This is a genomic window from Arthrobacter terrae, from assembly GCF_015708085.1.
GTDB lineage: Bacteria > Actinomycetota > Actinomycetes > Actinomycetales > Micrococcaceae > Arthrobacter_M > Arthrobacter_M terrae.
Genome location: NZ_JADNYM010000011.1, coordinates 63,771 through 81,532, shown reverse-complemented (window position 1 = coordinate 81,532; position 17,762 = coordinate 63,771). Strand labels below are relative to the sequence as shown.

General features: G+C 63.1%; 16 protein-coding genes. 5 read left to right on the top strand and 11 right to left on the bottom strand.

All coding sequences use genetic code 11. The features are described 5' to 3' along the window. Both IV500_RS10095 and IV500_RS10090 read left to right on the top strand, forming a co-directional pair. The gene (locus tag IV500_RS10095; RefSeq protein WP_196396677.1) at nt 1–648 is read left to right on the top strand and encodes an amino acid ABC transporter permease; all 648 of its coding nucleotides are present in this window, start codon (nt 1–3) and stop codon (nt 646–648) included. Next, nucleotides 645–1,508 carry an amino acid ABC transporter permease gene (locus tag IV500_RS10090; RefSeq protein WP_196396676.1) on the top strand — a complete coding sequence of 288 codons (864 nt, stop codon included), beginning with the start codon at nt 645–647 and terminating at the stop codon, nt 1,506–1,508. Before IV500_RS10095 ends, IV500_RS10090 begins: the two co-directional genes overlap by 4 nt. A 124-nt stretch (nt 1,509–1,632) precedes the next feature. Here the strand turns inward: IV500_RS10090 and cspE are convergent, their stop codons facing one another. Continuing rightward, nucleotides 1,633–1,836, bottom strand: coding sequence for a transcription antiterminator/RNA stability regulator CspE (cspE, locus tag IV500_RS10085; RefSeq protein WP_196396675.1), 204 nt, complete (start codon nt 1,834–1,836; stop codon nt 1,633–1,635). A gap of 260 nt (nt 1,837–2,096) precedes the next feature. After that, entirely contained in the window at nt 2,097–3,866 is a 1,770-nt protein-coding gene (locus IV500_RS22135; RefSeq protein WP_312875887.1) for an acyl-CoA dehydrogenase family protein, read from the bottom strand. A 66-nt stretch (nt 3,867–3,932) separates the two neighbouring features. Between IV500_RS22135 and IV500_RS10075 the strand changes: the two genes are divergently transcribed. Beyond that, on the top strand, nt 3,933–4,967 hold the full coding sequence (locus tag IV500_RS10075) for an alpha/beta hydrolase (RefSeq protein WP_196396674.1): 1,035 nt from the start codon (nt 3,933–3,935) through the stop codon (nt 4,965–4,967). 35 nt (nt 4,968–5,002) lie between these two features. On the opposite strand, the gene IV500_RS10070 is transcribed toward IV500_RS10075, so the two are convergent. After that, entirely contained in the window at nt 5,003–5,716 is a 714-nt protein-coding gene (locus IV500_RS10070; RefSeq protein WP_196396673.1) for a CE1759 family FMN reductase, read from the bottom strand. A gap of 299 nt (nt 5,717–6,015) precedes the next feature. Here IV500_RS10070 and IV500_RS10065 point away from each other — a divergent pair, with 299 nt between their 5' ends. Further along, nucleotides 6,016–6,444 carry a very short patch repair endonuclease gene (locus tag IV500_RS10065; protein WP_196396672.1) on the top strand — a complete coding sequence of 143 codons (429 nt, stop codon included), beginning with the start codon at nt 6,016–6,018 and terminating at the stop codon, nt 6,442–6,444. On the opposite strand, the gene IV500_RS10060 is transcribed toward IV500_RS10065, so the two are convergent. The 3 genes from IV500_RS10060 to IV500_RS10050 all read right to left on the bottom strand — a co-directional run bounded on the left by IV500_RS10060 (nt 6,441) and on the right by IV500_RS10050 (nt 10,040). Further along, nucleotides 6,441–8,138 carry a thiamine pyrophosphate-binding protein gene (locus tag IV500_RS10060; RefSeq protein ID WP_196396671.1) on the bottom strand — a complete coding sequence of 566 codons (1,698 nt, stop codon included), beginning with the start codon at nt 8,136–8,138 and terminating at the stop codon, nt 6,441–6,443. The genes IV500_RS10065 and IV500_RS10060 overlap by 4 nt on opposite strands. Then, nucleotides 8,135–9,202: an agmatinase gene (speB, locus tag IV500_RS10055; protein WP_196396740.1), complete on the bottom strand. Its 1,068-nt coding sequence runs from the start codon at nt 9,200–9,202 to the stop codon at nt 8,135–8,137. Before speB ends, IV500_RS10060 begins: the two co-directional genes overlap by 4 nt. A 259-nt stretch (nt 9,203–9,461) precedes the next feature. Beyond that, complete coding sequence (locus tag IV500_RS10050) at nt 9,462–10,040, bottom strand: helix-turn-helix domain-containing protein (protein WP_196396670.1); 579 nt, start codon at nt 10,038–10,040, stop codon at nt 9,462–9,464. Nucleotides 10,041–10,313: 273 nt separating this feature from the next. Between IV500_RS10050 and IV500_RS10045 the strand changes: the two genes are divergently transcribed. Then, on the top strand, nt 10,314–11,405 hold the full coding sequence (locus IV500_RS10045; RefSeq protein ID WP_196396669.1) for a VIT1/CCC1 transporter family protein: 1,092 nt from the start codon (nt 10,314–10,316) through the stop codon (nt 11,403–11,405). 44 nt (nt 11,406–11,449) lie between these two features. Here the strand turns inward: IV500_RS10045 and purU are convergent, their stop codons facing one another. The 5 genes from purU to IV500_RS10020 are packed head-to-tail and all read right to left on the bottom strand — an operon-like array spanning nt 11,450 to nt 17,757. Next, nucleotides 11,450–12,352 (bottom strand): formyltetrahydrofolate deformylase, encoded by a 903-nt coding sequence (gene purU, locus IV500_RS10040; RefSeq protein ID WP_230854781.1) that lies wholly within the window; start codon nt 12,350–12,352, stop codon nt 11,450–11,452. A 9-nt stretch (nt 12,353–12,361) separates the two neighbouring features. Next, complete coding sequence (locus IV500_RS10035) at nt 12,362–13,735, bottom strand: L-serine ammonia-lyase (protein WP_196396668.1); 1,374 nt, start codon at nt 13,733–13,735, stop codon at nt 12,362–12,364. Next, on the bottom strand, nt 13,735–14,481 hold the full coding sequence (locus tag IV500_RS10030; protein ID WP_196396667.1) for a sarcosine oxidase subunit gamma: 747 nt from the start codon (nt 14,479–14,481) through the stop codon (nt 13,735–13,737). Before IV500_RS10030 ends, IV500_RS10035 begins: the two co-directional genes overlap by 1 nt. Continuing rightward, nucleotides 14,465–17,440, bottom strand: coding sequence for a 2Fe-2S iron-sulfur cluster-binding protein (locus IV500_RS10025; protein ID WP_196396666.1), 2,976 nt, complete (start codon nt 17,438–17,440; stop codon nt 14,465–14,467). The genes IV500_RS10030 and IV500_RS10025 overlap by 17 nt, the downstream gene beginning before the upstream one ends. Next, complete coding sequence (locus tag IV500_RS10020; protein ID WP_196396665.1) at nt 17,437–17,757, bottom strand: sarcosine oxidase subunit delta; 321 nt, start codon at nt 17,755–17,757, stop codon at nt 17,437–17,439. Before IV500_RS10020 ends, IV500_RS10025 begins: the two co-directional genes overlap by 4 nt. Nucleotides 17,758–17,762: the final 5 nt, after the last annotated feature.

The window sequence follows — 17,762 nt, the reverse complement described above, 5'->3', positions numbered from 1 at the left end:
ATGAACATTCTGCTCACCAAATATCTGGGGACATTCGGCGAGGGGCTGTGGGTGACGGCCCAGTTCACCGTGGTAGGTTTCCTCGGCTCTATGATTCTGGGCGTCATCCTCGCCACCTTCCGGATCAGCCCGGTGGCGTATCTTCGTGCGGTCGGGCTGATCTTCGTGGAAATATTCCGTAACGTTCCGCTTGTATCCCTGCTGATCCTGGTCGTTTACGGACTGCCGGAAATCGGCATCACTATTGACTACCTGCCGTCGGTCATGATTGCCATGATTCTGGTGGGGGCTGCTTTTGCCTGCGAGGTCTTCCGCACCGGCATCAATGCCATTCCGACCGGCCAGGTGGAGGCCGGACGCGCTATTGGTCTGGGTTTCTTCGGAGTCCTCCGGGAGATTGTTTTCCCACAGGCCACTCGCGCCATGGTCCAGCCCATCGTGACTTTGTTCATCGGGATACTGCTCTCGTCCTCACTGGCCGGGGTCGTCGGCGTGATGGATCTGACGGCGGAGGTCAGCTACATCAATAACCGGGAGGCACTTGGCCTGGTGACTTTCCTTGTCGCTGCCGTGATTTACGCGAGCATTGCGCTGGGGGCCGGCGCCATCGGTGCCAGGCTGGAGATAAAGCTGCGGGTCCTGCGGTGAACACGGATCAGGTCCTTTTCGACGCGGTGGGGCCCAAGGCACGGCGCCGGGTTGCCATCCTGACCATCGCCAGCATTCTCCTGACGCTGGGTCTGTTGGCTTTGGCCTATGAGCAGTTTTACCAAAGTGGCCAGCTCGCGCCGTCCAAATGGGCAGAATTTCGGCAGTCGAGCACTTGGTCGTATCTGTTAAAGGCCTTTGGGAACACGGCACTGGCCGCGTTGGGGGCCGGGGCCATTGCCTTGCCCATGGGACTGGTTCTGGCAGTGGGGAGGCTGTCCGCGACCAAGCTGGTGCGCTGGCCGTGCACCGCGGTGATCGAGCTGCTCCGCTCGGTTCCTTTGCTGCTGATCATTTACATCTTTGTCTCCGCCCTGCCGCCCTACGGTATCAACCCGGACGTTTTCTGGAAACTGGTGATCCCCATCGGCCTCTGCTCGGGCGCAACCATCGCCGAGGTTTTCCGTGCCGGGATACTTGCGCTCCCCAAGGGCCAAACCGAGGCTGCGCTCAGCCTCGGACTTACCCCGACCCAGGCCTTCCGTATGGTGGTTTTCCCACAGGCCGTGCGGATTGTCCTCCCGGCTCTGATTGCGCAGGTCGTGATTCTGCTCAAGGACACCACCTTGGGCTACGTGGTCTCCTATGGAGAGCTCCAGCAGTCCGGCAAGGTTCTGGTGGCCTCCACGGGTCACCTGGTTCAGACCTATCTGATCATCACCGTCATCTATATCGGAATGAACATCGTCATTTCGAACGCTGCCTCCGCCATCGACAATAGGATGGCCCGCCGCAGGGCCGGTGTAGCCGGCCCTGTCCCGCAGGACGCCACCGAGCGTCAGCTCAGCACCATCGCCTAGCGCTTCGTTGAGCGCCATAGGCGGGCGGCGGCAGCCAGGGTTGGAGCTGGCCCAGACGGCGAACTGGATTAAACGACAGCAGGGCGGGGGTTACCCCGCCCTGCCTGATCGTGCTTTTGGAAGACTAGACAGACTGGATGTTAGTCGCCTGCGGGCCCTTGGGGCCCTGCTCTACTTCAAAGGAAACCTTCTGGTTCTCTTCGAGGGAGCGGTATCCACCGGAGTTGATGGCGGAGTAGTGTGCGAAAACATCCTGACTGCCATCATCCGGAGAGATGAAGCCAAAGCCTTTTTCAGAGTTGAACCACTTGACGGTACCTGTTGCCATTTTATTTTTTCCTTTAGAAGATGGAGTATCCGCCCGACTTTCGGGCCCCCCGGTTACTTGTTCTTTGCCACTTCTTCGAAAAAAGCAGCGATCCAAAGACCGTTGCTTGAACTACAAAAATGCGCAACACAACAACAACTAACATAAGTATACACAGTTTACGTGCTGGATCCAGTGAAATTGATCCGAAAAGGTTCGCCCGGCGCCGCATTTCGGCACCCGTTAAACCTTGACGAGCCGTGCCCGATCTGAGAGATGCATCACTGCCGCTGCAGAATTGCCGAAAGGTCCGACCCCGCAGGGAGGGTGCCGTATTCGAAGCAGCGTTGCTGACCAAGCCGGCTCTCGACAAAGGCCTCCGACACGGAGGCCGGGCTGTAGCGGATCAGCAAAGATGCCTGCAGGCCCAAGGCCAACTGTTCCACCAGAGCCCGCGCGGAGCCTTCGTGTTCCGGCAGGGACCGTTGGAACGCCGTGACCCTATCCAGCAGAGTCAGCATGAAGTTGTCGAAAATCCGGTTGCTGCCATGGGCGAGTCCGAGTTCCGCAAGAAAATTCGTCACCGCCTTGGGTTCTTTGCCCATGGTACGCAGCACGTCCAGGGCAACGACATTTCCGGCGCCTTCCCAGATCGCCAGCACCGGCTGCTCCCGGTAGCGCATGGCCAAGGGAAATGCCTCGGTGTAGCCGTTTCCGCCAAGGCACTCCATGGCTTCGTAGGCATGTCCCGGCCCACGCTTACAGACCCAGTATTTGGCGACGGCAGTGGCAAGACGGCGGAAAGACACCTCGACGTCGTCGGCCTTATCAACGTCGTCATCGTACGCGCAGGCCAACCGCAGCGCCGTCGCCGTCGCCGCCTCTGATTCCAGCGCCAAGTCCGCGAGCACGTTCGTCATTATCGGTTGGTCAACCAGCTTGCGGCCAAAGGCCGAACGGTGCCGCGTGTGCCACAGCGCCTCGGCAATCCCCTGCCGCATGCCCGCCGCGGTACCGAGCACGCAATCCAGACGTGTCCGGGCGACCATTCCCATGATGGCTGCCACTCCCCGTTCCGGCTCGCCCACCCGGAACGCCGTACTGTTGGCAAATTCCACCTCGCAGGAGGCGTTGGACCTATTCCCCAACTTATCCTTCAGCCGCTGGATCCTAAATACATTCCGAGTACCGTCGGGCAGTACCCGGGGGAGCAGGAAACACGATGGAGGGCTTTCCTGCCGATCAGCTTCCTTCGCAAGGACCAAAAAAGCATCAGACATGGGCGCCGAGCAAAACCATTTATGCCCGGTGAGCAGCTGATGGTCTCCAGCCGAGACAGCCACCGTGGTATTTGCCCGGACATCGGAGCCACCCTGCTTTTCGGTCATGGCCATCCCGATCAGCGCACTGGGCTTACCGGCATGCAGCGACGGGTCATAGCTTCGCGCCAGCAGTCGCGGGAGCCAGGACTGCGCCAGCACCGGAGAGTTCTGCAATGGCTCGACGGCGGCATGGGACATTGAGATAGGGCAGGCGTGACCAGGTTCCAGCTGGGCAAAAAGCATCATTTTCGCTGCCCGGTGCGCGCTGGCGCCGCGGCCGGGATTGCCCCATGCCGCTGTGTGGGCACCGGCGCGCACGGCCTGGGCTAAGATCCGGTGATACGACGGGTGATACTCCACCTCGTCGATCCGATGGCCGTAGGGATCGTGGGTGAGAAGGACCGGCGGATTGGCATTGGCCAGCCGTGCGTCCCTGGCGAACTCTGCAGACCCGACCACCGCACCAATGGTTTCCAGTTCGCTAACGTCACGGGTCCGGCCGATGCTTTGGACGAACTCACACAGGACAGGATTGTCGACAAACTCATTGACCCCCGTCCGCGCGGGCGGCTGATTGAAGACACTGTGGGTTTGGCCAATACTGTGGGTTTCGTCAATACGGTGGGTTTGGCCAATACTGTGGGTTTCGTCAGTGCCGGGCGTTGCAGCACTGTCTGCTGCGGCCCTACCTGGCGTTGCGCCGGCACTGGCGCGGGGATGCCCGTTCACGCCCCCATCGTACGCCACGCAGAATTCCCCGGCACCGGTGTTGTGACAGAATCGAGGGGATCACTTATGGCAAAAAACGACGCAACAGCGAACCCTGAACCCGGGCAGCCCCGGGGCGCACAGCCGAACCAGCAGGCTGGGATCGGCCGTCGTTCGGTGTTGTTGAGCCTGACGGGCGCTGCGGCCGTCACCGCTTTCCGTGCCAATATCGCTGCCAACTATCTCATAACCGACAACCTGTCCTTCCAGGTCGTCACGCTGGAAAATGCCGCCAATAACGACGCGGCGAGCCAATTCCCCGGCGCGACCTGGTATCTGCTGGGTGGCTTTGAAGTCTCCAACGGTACGGCGCGGCGCAAATTGGAGGCACTACAGCCTGCCATGAACGAGCGTGCCCAGGCATCTTACATTGGCTATTCGAACCGCGGCATTGATGTCGCCCAGCTCTTCATTGCCATCATCAGGGACGCATACGTGCGCAAAATCAACACTGTGTACCTGTACGGGGACAGCTTTGGCGGGATGGTCGCCGTCGCGCTTGCACCGTTACTGGAACAGAACGGGCTGCACGTTAAGCTCATTGTTTTCGGTTCCAGTCCGAGCAGCGTCGCAGATGTCAAGGACCCCGGGAAGCAGTACATCTCGCTGGCCGGAGCGGTGGTACCATATCTGGGCATCGTGGGCCGACTGACCTGGGGCGTCTGGAGCGGGCTGCGGAATCCCAATGGCCAAGACATGTATGCGGCTGCCAAGTCGGGGGTCCAAACGTCCTTTGACGGGGAGCAGAACAGTCTGATTCTCAACACGTCCCAAGCGACATTTCTTAAGGCGTTTCCGGCCCAATACGACGGCGGCATCGCCGCGTCCACGGGAATCGGCCTACTGTATGACCCACAGGATTTCATCGTGGATGCGGCTTCCGCCATCCGCGGTTGGCACCGACTACTGCCGGCTAATAACTTTTTCCGCTATGACATCGCCAATACCGGACATGCGAGTCCGGAAATTCACCCGGAGACTTATCAGACGGCGTTACGCGTCCTGCAGGACGTGCTGGCCCCGCTGCCATCGGTGCCGCGGGGCAGAACCAGATATTTCTAAAAAATCAACCGGCCGGGATGAAAATGCCCCGCCGTCTAGCGTGGGGAAATCTGCGCCAGCAGCTGCTCAAACGGCAGTGACTGCGTCATTTCCGCCTCATGCCGTGCCCGCTGTACGTTGCGGGCCGTCGGCAAGTCATCTGATCCGAGGCCGTGCGCAGTGATTTCCGTCGGCAGGCTCATGAGACCCTCGCCCATGGCGGCGGCGAGTTCCTTAGCTGCCTGGTTCACTCGGACATCCAGTCCCGCTACGGCCTTTCCCCCAGCCACGAGCGGATCCCCGGCTCCCCAGTCTTCCGGAGCGGCGTAGACGGCGGTGGGCATGGTCCGGGCACGGAAGTAGCTCAACAGCGGACGCACCGCGAAATCCAGCACCAAGGAATGCCGAGTGCTGCCACCGGTGGCCCCGCTGATTACCGGCATCCCCACTAAGGCCTTTGGATCGAGCAGGTCAAAGAACGATCTGAACAAGCCGCTGTAGGATGCGCTGAACACCGGTGTTACGGCAATCAACCCGTCCGCGTCCGTGACCTGCGCGATAGCGGCGGCAAGCGCCGGCGGCGCAAATCCGGTAACAAAATTTTGCGCAATATCGACGGCGAGATCACGCAGTTCGACCACGGTAATCTCCGCATCGATGCCCAGGACCGCCAGCTGGCGGGAGGTGGCATGGGAGAGCTGATCGGCGAGCATCCGGGTGGAGGACGGTACGGATAACCCGGCCGAGATGACGACGATCTTGCGTTGCATTGCGCTGTTCCTCTGAGGTTCGGCAAACCATATACGTTCGCATCCACCAGGCTTAACCGGTGCGGTCAAGGTCTTATTCCCGCCCGCGGGGCCATGCCCGGCGGGAGAGCCGCTGACGGAGCGGCCGGCGCGCGGACACCAGCCGGATCGGCGCAACGCCTGCCGTGCCGGCTCGGATGCACCGCAGTTCGTGCCGGCTCGGATGCACCGCAGTTCGTGCCGGCTCTCATGCAGTTGCGGTACGGTCAAACCGTTGAATAAACCAGTGCCTGCGTCCCGAAGGGCAGGTGAGGATAGGCATGGCGGAGCGCATCACTAAAGCCCAGCGCAGTGCCAACATGTCCCGGATCAGGGGACAGGACACCAAACCCGAACTGCTGGTGCGCCGGCTGCTGCACCACGCAGGCTACCGTTACCGGCTGCATGGCCGCTACCGGTCCGAACGCCTGCCCGGACGTCCGGATCTGGTCTTCGCCGCGCGCCGGAAGGTCATATTCGTCAATGGCTGTTTCTGGCATACGCACAGCTGCGCAGCGGGCCAGCATGCGCCACAGAGCAACGTGGAATTCTGGGCGGACAAGCGCCGCCGCACGGTGGAACGCGATGCCCGCCAGCTCGGGACCCTTCGCGCCACGGGCTGGCGGGTGCTGGTGCTTTGGGAATGCGAGCTGAAGGACACTTCCGTGCTGGAGTCCCGGCTGGTTGCCTTCCTCGAGACCGATCCCTAGATCCCCAGGTGCGTGGGACCGAACATTTTCAGCAGAGTGTCAACGACGACGACGTTTGGGCCATCACCGGCAAACGCCGCCTTCAGCGCGTCCCCGACATCCGCCGGCGCGACCCGCCGAGCCGGCACACCAAATGATTCCGCCAACTTTACAAAGTCCGGCCGGGCCAATTCGGTGTGCGTGGCCTTGCCAAACGCGTCAACCATGTATTCGCGCAGAATTCCATAACCGCCGTCGTCGACAATCAACCACGTCACGGGCGCATTGTGCTGCCGCGCCGTGGCCAGCTCCGCAATCGAATACATCGACGAGCCGTCACCGGAAACCGCCAGCACCCTATCCGCCTTGCCCTGGAACTGCAGGCCCAACGCGCCGCCAATCGCCGCCGGGTAGCCATAGCCCAGGCCGCCGGCGCCTTGAGCGGAGTGGAATTCACCCTCCCGTGCATCCCAGCAGCTCCAGCCCCAGTATGCCGCGATGGTCATATCCCAGAATGTCTGCATGTCATCGGGGACGGCCGAACGGATGTCCGCCATGAACGTCCGCTCCAGCCCCAGATCCTGCTCGTCCAGGCGCGCTTGGACCTTGGCGAGCGTCTCCTTCACCAGCTCCTGCGGCGTCTTTGCGTGCCAGTGCGCACCGTTGCCGCCGGCGCCGGAAAGGGCATCATTGAGGGCGCTGTCCAGAGCCCGCAGGGCCTGCCCGGCGTCGGCCCTGATGCCCAGCGCCGGACGGTTGGATTCGAGCACGCGCGGCTCGGCATCGATCTGGATGATCCGGCCGCGCGGGGTGAGTGTGAAGTAGTTGGAGGTGACTTCACCGAGCGAGGAGCCCACCACGATCAGCACGTCTGCGTCCTCAAGGACTTCGGTGACGTGGCGGTCCTCCACCCAAGCCTGAAGCGAGAGCTCGTGGTCCCAGGGGAAAGCCCCGTTACCGCCGGGTGAGCAGACCACCGGGGCGTTCAGTTTTTCCGCAATGGAGAGCAACCACGGCTCCGCCTTCCCGCGGCGTGTGCCGCCGCCGGCCACGATCACCGGACGTTGCGCGGCCGAAAGCCAGCTGACGGCTTCCCTGATGAGTTCCACGCGCGGCGGATTATCGAATGGTTCGGCGAGCGCATCTTCTACTCGCGGCACCATGATCTTGTCCAGCAGCACGTTTTGCGGGATTTCCAGCCAGACCGGTCCCTGCGGTGAGGACACCGCCTCCGTCCAGGCATCCTGGATCGCGGAGGGGATCCCGGAGGCATGCTGAATCAGCCGCTGGCTCTTGGTGACGTTCGCGGCTGAGGCCTTCTGATCGTCGAGCTGGTGCAGCATCCCCTTGCGTCGGGCGCCCAGTCCCTCCAGCGGGATCTGGCTCGCGACGACGATCATCGGCACGCCGGTGGCGTTGGCTTCCTGCAGCCCGGCCAGGGCCGTCAGCGCGCCCGGACCGGTGGAAAGGAACAGTACGCCCACCTCGCCGGTGGCACGCGAATATCCGTCCGCGGCAAAGGCCGCATTGTTTTCCACCCGGGAGGAGACAAAATGCAGCGGGGAACGGCTCAACGCGTCAAACAGACCCAGCGCGTGCTGGCCCGGGATGCCAAAAACGGTTCTGGCGCCCAGCGCGGCCAACGTCTCAACGACCAAATCCCCGCCATTGCGCAGCGCCACTGCCGTCGAGTGCTCTGCCGTCTGATGCGTCATTTGGCTGCCTTTTTTACAGGTGCAGACGTACCGCCATCGGTTTCGCGCTCTGCCGTCAGCTTGTCACCGGCCAGCTTGTCACTCATCAGATTGTCACTCATCAGATTGTCACTCATCAGGGAAACCAGGTCGTACGCGACGTGGCTGGCAGCCACCGCGGTTATTTCTGCATGATCATAAGCCGGCGCCACTTCCACAACGTCGGCGCCGATCAGATCAAGTCCGCGCAGTCCGCGCAGTATTTCCAGCAGTTCCCGGCTGGTCAGACCACCCGCCTCCGGCGTCCCTGTCCCCGGCGCATGGGCCGGATCCAGAACGTCGATATCGACGGATACGTACAGCGGTCTGGTGCCGATCCGGTCACGGAGTTTATGGATAACCTCGTCCAGGCCTTGGCGCAGCACGTCCGCTGAGGTAAGAATTCCGAAGCCAAAGCGCCTGTCATCCGCCAAATCCTTCTTGCCGTACAACGGCCCGCGGGTCCCGACATGGCTGATGGCGTCGGTGTCCAACAGGCCCTCCTCCACCGCACGGCGGAACGGCGTCCCATGGGTGTACTCCGCGCCGAAATACGTATCCCAGGTGTCCAAATGCGCGTCGAAGTGCAGCATCGCCACCGGCTGCCCGGCACGCTCAGCGGCCGCGCGCAACAACGGCAAGGCCACCGTGTGGTCACCGCCGAGCGTAACCAGCCTGGCGCCGTCGGACGTCAGATCCAGTGCGTTCTGCTGGATGGTTTCAATAGCCTCGTTGATATTGAAGGGGTTCACCGCCATGTCCCCGGCATCGGCAACCTGGATATTCTCGAACGGTGAAATGTCCATGGCGGGGTTGTACGGGCGCAGCAGCCGGGAAGCCTCCCGGACCGCCGTTGCACCGAAGCGCGCACCCGGGCGGTATGACACGCCCGAATCGAACGGGATGCCGACGACGGCTACGCCCGCATTGCCGACCTGATCCAGCCTGGGCAAGCGGGCGAAGGTTGCGGCCCCGGCGTAGCGGGGAATTCGGGACGAATCAATGGGCCCGATGTTGCCGTTGGCCGCAATGCGCAGTTCTTCCATGGACGCCTCATCTTCGAAACTCAGGGACACTCTCATGTGCCGGAAATAGTCGGCAGCGATATCCGCCTGCCGTGCACCATGCTACATCCACTGTTGCCTTATAAGCACCAAACGTTACTTCTGAGGCAATACGGTCCCGCCCCCTCCCAACTAGGTAGCACTTACGGCACGCATTCCGCGTTTTGCGTGCAGGTGCTGCTACTCAGTTGGGAGAGACGACGGCGGCGGGCAGAGTGCGCACGCAGCCTGCGTGGCGTTGTTAGTTGCCGGAGGCGGCGGGGGCGAGAACGAAGAGCGCGGTGACCGGCAGATCAGTGTGATTGACCCAGCTGTGCGGTTCGCGGCCGGAAAAAGACAAGGTATCCCCCTCCTCGAGGTCATAGCTGGTGCTGGTCATGATCAGTGTCAGACTGCCACGGATAATGTGCAGCACGTCAACGTCGCAGTCGACCGCATACAGCTCGGACTCACCGCTGCCGTGCGGCTCAATTTCCGCATGCAGGATCTGCACCCTTCGTTCGGAGCGGGCAGTCAGCAGCCGCTCCACGATCCCTTCGCCGCCGAGCGAAATCCGCGGACCCTCCTCACGCCGGACCAGATGCGTCTGAGGAACGGCAAAAAGGTCCCCGATCGAGACGGACAAGACCTGGCACAGGGTCAGCAGTGACGAGACGCTGGGCGACGTCAAATCACGCTCCACTCTGCTGAGGAAACCCTTGGTCAGCCCCGTCGCCTGGGCCACGTGGTCGATCGTCAGCCGCTGGCCCTGCCGCGCAGCCCGGAGCCTGGACCCAATGGCTAAAGGGGCGGCGCTGGGTTCTACCGGGAGAGCTTTCATATCCAACCTTCAGCAACTACAGGGTTGACTGTAACGAATACCAGAGTTTAGCGTGCACAGCAACAGATGTTGCGCACTGGAAACCTTTTTCAAGCACGTGTTCATTAAGGTCCCGTCGTTGGAGAGATCAGGTGAGCCTAAGGGACTGATGAGGCGCTGCCGAGACTCCGACAGTTCGGTGTTGCGGTCCACCTAAACTTTCGGGGCAGGGTAACCGGCCGGAAATCCGCCGCGGGTTTCGCTAAAGTTGGGTGACCCAAGGAGAGATTCACCGTGCCGGAACGCACCCCTACACCCCAGGACGTCAAACGCTGGCGCCAGTATTTGGCGGACGAACGCGCCGAAGCCACCGTGTACCGCGATCTGGCCCGCCGCCGGACGGGCGAGGAGCGCGAGATCCTGCTGGCCTTGGCGCAGGCAGAAGGCCGTCACGAAAAGCACTGGCTTGGGCTTCTCGGCGAGCACTCAGGCACCCTGCGCCGACCGTCCAGGCGGAACCGGCTTGTTGGGCTGCTGGCCCGCCGCTTCGGCTCAGTTTTTGTGTTGGCCTTGGCCCAGCGCGCGGAATCACGCTCCCCCTACGCCTCGGATGCTGACGCCACCGCTAATATGGCCGCCGACGAGCAGATCCATGAAGAAGTAGTTCGAGGTTTGGCGACCCGCGGCCGCAATCGACTTTCCGGCTCGTTCCGAGCCGCCGTCTTCGGCGCCAACGACGGTCTGGTCAGCAACCTCTCCCTGGTGATGGGGATGGCGGCATCAGGGGTCGGAAGTCATGTGGTTCTGTTCAGCGGGTTGGCCGGGCTGCTCGCGGGGGCGCTGTCCATGGGCGCTGGGGAATTCATCTCCGTGCAGTCCCAGCGTGAACTGCTCAGCGCATCCCGTCCCACCCAAATTACGCTTTCCGCGGCAGCATCCTTGGACCTCGAGCACAACGAGCTGCTCCTGGTCTACCTGGCACGCGGCATGTCGCGGGAGGCGGCGGAACACCGCGTAGCGGAACGAATGGGACTGGCCGGCTGCGATTGCGATCCCAGCCTGTCCCTGCAGCCCGAGTCTGTCGCAGAAACAGACGAGCACGAAACTCTCGGCACGGCCTGGAGCGCGGCCATCTCGAGCTTTTGTTTCTTCGCCTCGGGAGCCATCGTGCCGATCCTGCCGTTCCTGTTCGGCATGACAGGCATTCCTGCGCTTGCGTTGGCGTGCGTACTGGTGGGGTTGGTGCTGATGGGCACCGGCGGCGTCGTTGGTCTGCTCTCCGGGACATCCCCGCTCAGCCGAGGTCTGCGGCAGCTGGCCATCGGCTTGGGCGCCGCAGCGGCGACCTACCTGCTCGGTCTGCTCTTCGGCAGCGTATTGGGCTAGGCACCTCAATCGGTTACCCGGCAGGATCGCTTCGATGGCGCGGTTTACCGCAGCACCACAGTCCGGTTGCCCTGCAGGATGACGCGTCCCTCGCAATGCCACTTGACGGCATTACTCAGCGCCTTGCATTCGGTGTCACGGCCGGCGGCGACCAGATCGGCGGGCCCGTAGGTATGATCCACCTCGACGACCTGCTGGGCGATGATCGGTCCCTCATCCAGCTCGCTGTTCACATAGTGTGCCGTCGCGCCCACGGTCTTCACACCGCGGGCATACGCCTGGTGATACGGCTTGGCCCCCTTGAAGCTGGGCAGGAAGGAATGATGGATGTTGATAGCGCGGCCATCGAGCTGTCGGGTCAATGAATCGCTGAGCACCTGCATGTAGCGGGCCAGCACCACCAGTTCCGCCTCATGCGCATCGATCAGCTCCAGCAGCCGGGCTTCCGCCGCCGGCTTGGTCGCAGCCGTCACGGGGACATGGTGGAACGGGATGCCGTGCCACTCCACCAGTCCCTGATGGTCGGTATGGTTGGAAACCACCGCGACAATGTCCACCGGCAGTTCTCCGCTGCGCGCCCGGAACAGCAGATCATTGAGGCAGTGCCCGAATTTGGACACCATGATCAGCACTTTGCGTTTAGCCCCGTGCTCGCGCAGTTGCCAGTCCATAGCCCACTGACGGGCCACTGGCGCAAAGGCCTCGCGCAACAACGCTACGGTGCCGGCATCCCCGACGGAGCTGAAGTGCACACGCATAAAGAAGTGCCCTTGGGTGCGCTCGCCGAACTGATGGTTATCGAGGATGTCGCAGCCTTGCTCGAGCAGGAAACCTGAAACGGCGTGGACAATACCGGGCGCCTCTGCGCAATCCAGAGTGAGGACGTGTTCCACCCTGCCGGCTTCCATACTGTTCGGGGAAGCCTTGTGGTGGTCAGTTTCCTTCATATCCATCGCCTAACACTCGATCACGTTCACGGCGAGGCCGCCACGGGAGGTTTCCTTGTACTTGGTCATCATGTCAGCCCCGGTGTCCCGCATGGTCTTAATCGCTTTGTCCAGCGAAACCTTCTGGCTGCCGTCACCGTGCAGCGCCAGTCTGGCAGCGTTGATGGCCTTGACGCTGGCAATGGCATTGCGCTCGATGCACGGGATCTGCACCAGACCGCCGACCGGATCACAGGTCAAGCCAAGATTATGTTCGATGCCGATTTCGGCGGCATTCTCCGCCTGAACGGGAGTCCCGCCAAGCAGTTCGCATAAAGCGCCGGCCGCCATCGAGCAGGCCGAACCCACCTCGCCTTGGCAGCCCACCTCGGCACCGGAAATGGAAGCGTTGATCTTGAACAGGATGCCGACGGCGGCTGCCGTCAGCAGGAACCGCACCACGCCGTCCTCACCGGCCCCGGGGACAAACTTCATGTAATAGTGCAGGACTGCCGGGATGATGCCCGCAGCACCGTTCGTAGGTGCAGTGACAATCCGGCCCCCCGCAGCGTTTTCCTCGTTGACCGCCAGCGCAAAAAGGTTAACCCATTCCATCGCCCGCAGCGGATCCTCGGCATTCTCCGGCGCCTGCAGCGTGCGGAACAGCCCCGGGGCCCGGCGGGTCACCTTTAACCCGCCGGGGAGAATTCCTTCACTGGCGCAGCCGTTGTCCACACATTCACGCATGACCGCCCAGATGTTCAGCAGCTCCGTGCGTAGTTCGGCCTCGGTACGCCAAGTAAGTTCGTTCGCCAGCATCACGTCGCTGATGGACATATTGTTCCCGGCGCACAGTGCCAGCAGTTGGGCTCCTGTGGTGAAGGGATAAGGCAACACTGTGCTGTCAGTAACGATGCGGTCTGCGCCTGCCGCTTCCTCATCCACCACGAACCCGCCGCCCACAGAGTAATACGTCCGCTCGCGCAGCACCTCGCCGGCATGATCCATGGCCCGGAAGGTCATCCCGTTGGGATGGGCCGGCAGCGATTTGCGCCGGTGCAGCAGCACATCGGTGTCAAAATCGAAGTCCACCGCATGGGTGCCGGCCACCAGGAGCCGTGCGTCCAATGCCGCAGCGGCTACCTGGTCATCGGCCGTCGCGGTGTCAACGGTTTCGGGGTCCTGCCCCAGCAGCCCCAGCACCACAGCCTTGTCCGAACCGTGGCCGCGTCCGGTGGCGCCCAGGGAACCGAATAGCTCCGCCTGGACACGCACCGTCCGCCCCAGCTCAGTACCAGCAGCCAGCCCGTCCGCAAACCGCTTGGCCGCCCGCATCGGGCCGACCGTGTGGGATGAGGAAGGCCCGATGCCAATAGAAAACAGATCCAGCACGCTCAGCGCCATCAGTGCACCTCGACGGCGGCAAACTCGCGCATGCCGTCCAGCAGCCAACGTCCCAGGAAATCGGCAAAGGAAGCCCTCGGGAAGATCCGGAAAGCGTCATCGTCCACCCTCCATAGGACGGCCGGGATCAGGCCAATCTGCGTATTGACGGCGGTCCCCACCGTGAACTCACGCGGGTGCAGGTCCAGCGCACAACTCTTTTCGAGCACCGCGCGGGCGCTGGGACCGGCGAGTTCAAAGGTCGTTCTGTTGGAGGAGAGATCAACCACCTGACCGGGGTCTCCGGCCAGCGCAGCCAGCAGCCCGCTCAGCAGCGAAACACCGCCCGCACCGCCATCGGCCGCGCCGCCATCGGCCGCGCCGCCATCGAACGTTCCGCCGTCGAGTGCGTCCGGCGCATCGGGGGCAATGACCAGGAACTCCTCCGGGCCCAACCACAACACGCTCACCCCTTGCGCTGTCCCGGGCGCACCCCCGGCACTGTCCCCGGCCCCGCCTGCGGCAGTGTATCCGGTGACCTGGCCATAACGCTCGGGCAGGCCCCCGACGACCGCGCCAAGCCGGTCCCACACCGCAGAGCCGTGCGCGGCCCGGACACCGATCATGGTCAGAAACGGCACTTCACGCAAGGTCACACCCTGCACACCGCTGACCGATCCTCGGGTAAAGTCCTCGGCCAAATGCACCGCGGGACTGCGGCGCAGCCCCCGAATCACGGCGTTCTCCCGCTCAGCTGTCTGTGCCATCTTTACGCTTCCCTTCTGGATCAAAAAGTACTGTTTCCGCAACCACAACGTCCACCAAAGTGTCTCCCACCGAGGCCACCATTTCCTCGCCGATCCGATTGCGCCCGTTCTTGATCAGCGCCAGACCAAACGACCTGCCCAGCGCCGCACTGTGGTAACTGGAGGTAACGAAGCCCTGCATCGGAACCGGCCCATAAGCCGGTGTCATCGGCACCCCCTTCTCCACCAGTTGTGTCCCTTCCGGAAGCCGGATCGACCCATCCACGGGCAGTACACTGACCAGGTGTTTGCGGTCCGCCCGATTCGATTCCGCGCGGGAGTACGAGCGCTTGCCAATGAAGTCCTTGACCTTGGACACCACCCAGTCCATGCCGGCATCCTGCGGGCTGACCGTGCCGTCGGTGTCCTGCCCAACAATCGGGAAACCCTTTTCCGCACGCAGAACGTGCATCGTCTCCGTCCCATAAGGAGTGATGTTGAATTCCGCGCCGGCCGCCGTCACAGCCTCCCAAGTATTCAGTCCGTACCAGGCCGGAACATTAATCTCATACGCCAGTTCCCCGGAGAACGAAATCCGGCAGACCCGTGCCGCTACGCCGGTGGAGAGCGTGGTTTCACGGAACGCCATGAATGGGAACGCCTCGGAGTTTTCGGCGGTGCCCAGCTCCAGCTCCGGAGCCAGCTTGGCCAGCACGGCCCGGGATTTAGGCCCGACGACGGCGATGGTCGTCCACTGCTCCGTCACCGAGGTGCAGTACACGTCAAGCTCGGGCCATTCGGTTTGCAGCCACTCCTCCAGCCAGTCCAGGATCCGTGCCGCACCGCCGGTAGTGGTGGTCATGAAGTAGCGGTCCTCGTCGAGGCGAAGGGTCACGCCATCGTCCAGGATCATGCCATCCGCCATGCACATCACTCCGTAGCGGGCCAGGCCCGGCTTGAGCTTTTTAAAGGCGTTGGTGTAAATGCGGTTCAGGAACTCCCCGGCGTCCTTGCCGCGGATCTCAATCTTGCCCAGCGTGGTGGCGTCCATATAGCCCACGGAATTGCGCGTGGCCGCGCATTCGCGCAGTACCGCGGCGTCCATGTCCTCCCCGGCCTGCGGGTAGTACCAGGGACGTTTCCACTGGCCGACGTCCTCAAATTCAGCCCCGTGTGCCACGTGCCAGGGCTGAACCGATGTGACGCGTGCGGGGTCAAACAGTTCCCCGCGCTGCCGTCCGGCGAGCGCGGCAAACGCGACCGGCGTAAACGGCGCCCGGTACGTGGTAGTCCCGATCTCCCCAATACCAGCACCGGCGCAGCTGCCCAACCCGAGGGCTGCGGCGATGACGCCGATGGCGTTGACGCCGGAAGTTTTACCCTGATCGTTTGCGGTGCTGATGGAGGTGTAGCGCTTTATATGTTCGACCGAGCGCATGCCCGCTCCGGTTGAGCGCAGCACGTCGGCCACGGTCTGGTCCCGCTGCAGGTCGACAAAATGCTGGTGCCAGTCCGACGGCGTCCCCTGCAGTCCGCCGACCAGCCAGAGCGCGCGGGTGGTGCCCTGCGCAACGGCCGGTTGCGGTGGCCGGGCGGATGCCGCCGTTGCGGCATCGACGGCGGCACGGGTGGCAAACCCGACGGCGACGGCGGCAACCGCGCCTGCGGACAGTCCTTCCGCGACACAATCCGCCAGAAGGTAGCTGCCTCGTCCGGCGCCGATTACCTGTTGGTTCGCCACCACGGAGGAGGGTACGAAACCAACCAGCTCATCGTCCCAGCGCAGCTTGCCCTGCCGCTGGCTGTGCAGATGCACCACCGGCGACCAGCCGCCGGACACCGCCAGCACATCGGCGTCAAAGTGCTCGGTGTCCCCGAACGGCGTGCCGTCCTCCTCGATCGCACTGACAGTGACACCGCTGAGCCGTCCGCCGCCGTCGCCCTCCGTATTAACCACAGCAGCGGCATTGATGATGCGCACCTGCGCGCTGGCAGCGGCGTCAAGGGCGCGTGCGGAAGGTTCCGGCCGGGCATCCACGACCGCTGCCACGGCAATCCCGGCTGCGTGCAGGTCAGCCACCAGATCATAGGCGGAATCGTTGGTAGTGGAAACCACCACCCGTGAACCTGCGGCAACGGCATAGCGGTTCAGATAGCTGCGGACGGCGGAGGCGAGCATGATGCCCGGGCGGTCATTGTTTTCGAACACGAGCGGACGCTCATGCGCGCCTGTCGCCAGGATCACCTGACGGGCACGGATGTGCCAGATGCGCTGCCGGGACACGCCGTCGGCTGCCGGTGTGCTCAGATGGTCGGTGCGGTTCTGCACCGCCAGAACGTAATTACTGTCATAGGATCCAAAGGCTGTCGTGCGGTTGAGCACGGTGCACTCCGGGGCGGAAATCAGCTCGGTTTCCACATCCTGGACCCAGCTCATAGCCGGCGCACCCTGCACCGTCTCGTCGCGCCCGGACAGCAGGCTGCCGCCCGGCTCCCCCTGATCATCGAGCAGGATCACCCGCGCCCCCGTGCGGACGGCCTCCCGTGCCGCAGCCAGGCCCGCGGGGCCGGCACCGACAACGAGCACGTCGGTGTGCACGTATTTCTTGTCGTAGACAGCCTCGTCCCCGGCTGGATCCAGCTGGCCGCGGCCCTGCAGGTATTGAGCCTGCAGGCCGTCCACCAGGGACACCACCGTGGCCGGAAGCATGGATTCATCCGCGTGGCCCTTGAAGCGGCCGGCGATCTTGACCAGTGCATTGGCCTCCTCCACGCCAGCGGACATGATGCCGCGGGGCCGGTCCGCATAGAGGGAGTTGCCGGCCGAAAGCTGCCCGTTGGCCAGTAGCGCCGATGCCAGCGTGTCCCCTGGATGACCGGTGAATTCGGTACCGTCAACGCTGAAGCGCCAGGTGATGCTGCGGTCAATACGGCCGCCGTGGCCGATCCGGAAAGGCTGGCTGGGGGTCTGGGTAGTCATGACTGCTGTCCTTTCTGCTGGGTCTGCGCGGCGTCGGCCGGCGGCTGATCGGGGCGGCTGTCACCCATCGGGTAGACGGCCTTTATGTCGTAGCTGACGGTATCCCGCAGCATGTTGAACCATTGCCGGCAGCCGGTGCTGTGGACCCAGCGCTCGGCAAAGTCGCCGCGGGTGTTGTCACGGTAGAACAAGAACTCAGACCATTCCTTATCGGTCAGCGCATCCGCATCTTTCGGATAGGGCACGTGCGCCTGGCCGCCATAATGGAACTCGGTCTCGTCACGCGGCCCGCAGTTGGGGCATGAAAACAGCAACATTCTTC

Coding starts and splice junctions, on each gene's coding strand:
- IV500_RS10065 (WP_196396672.1), top strand. CDS start 6,016: ATGGCGGAGCGCATCACTAAAGCCCAGCGCAGTGCCAACATGTCCCGG.
- purU (WP_230854781.1), bottom strand. CDS start 12,352: ATGAAGGAAACTGACCACCACAAGGCTTCCCCGAACAGTATGGAAGCC.
- IV500_RS10075 (WP_196396674.1), top strand. CDS start 3,933: ATGGCAAAAAACGACGCAACAGCGAACCCTGAACCCGGGCAGCCCCGG.
- IV500_RS10020 (WP_196396665.1), bottom strand. CDS start 17,757: ATGTTGCTGTTTTCATGCCCCAACTGCGGGCCGCGTGACGAGACCGAG.
- cspE (WP_196396675.1), bottom strand. CDS start 1,836: ATGGCAACAGGTACCGTCAAGTGGTTCAACTCTGAAAAAGGCTTTGGC.
- IV500_RS10060 (WP_196396671.1), bottom strand. CDS start 8,138: ATGACGCATCAGACGGCAGAGCACTCGACGGCAGTGGCGCTGCGCAAT.
- IV500_RS10050 (WP_196396670.1), bottom strand. CDS start 10,040: ATGAAAGCTCTCCCGGTAGAACCCAGCGCCGCCCCTTTAGCCATTGGG.
- IV500_RS10035 (WP_196396668.1), bottom strand. CDS start 13,735: ATGGCGCTGAGCGTGCTGGATCTGTTTTCTATTGGCATCGGGCCTTCC.
- IV500_RS10070 (WP_196396673.1), bottom strand. CDS start 5,716: ATGCAACGCAAGATCGTCGTCATCTCGGCCGGGTTATCCGTACCGTCC.
- speB (WP_196396740.1), bottom strand. CDS start 9,202: ATGGAAGAACTGCGCATTGCGGCCAACGGCAACATCGGGCCCATTGAT.
- IV500_RS10095 (WP_196396677.1), top strand. CDS start 1: ATGAACATTCTGCTCACCAAATATCTGGGGACATTCGGCGAGGGGCTG.
- IV500_RS10025 (WP_196396666.1), bottom strand. CDS start 17,440: ATGACTACCCAGACCCCCAGCCAGCCTTTCCGGATCGGCCACGGCGGC.
- IV500_RS10030 (WP_196396667.1), bottom strand. CDS start 14,481: ATGGCACAGACAGCTGAGCGGGAGAACGCCGTGATTCGGGGGCTGCGC.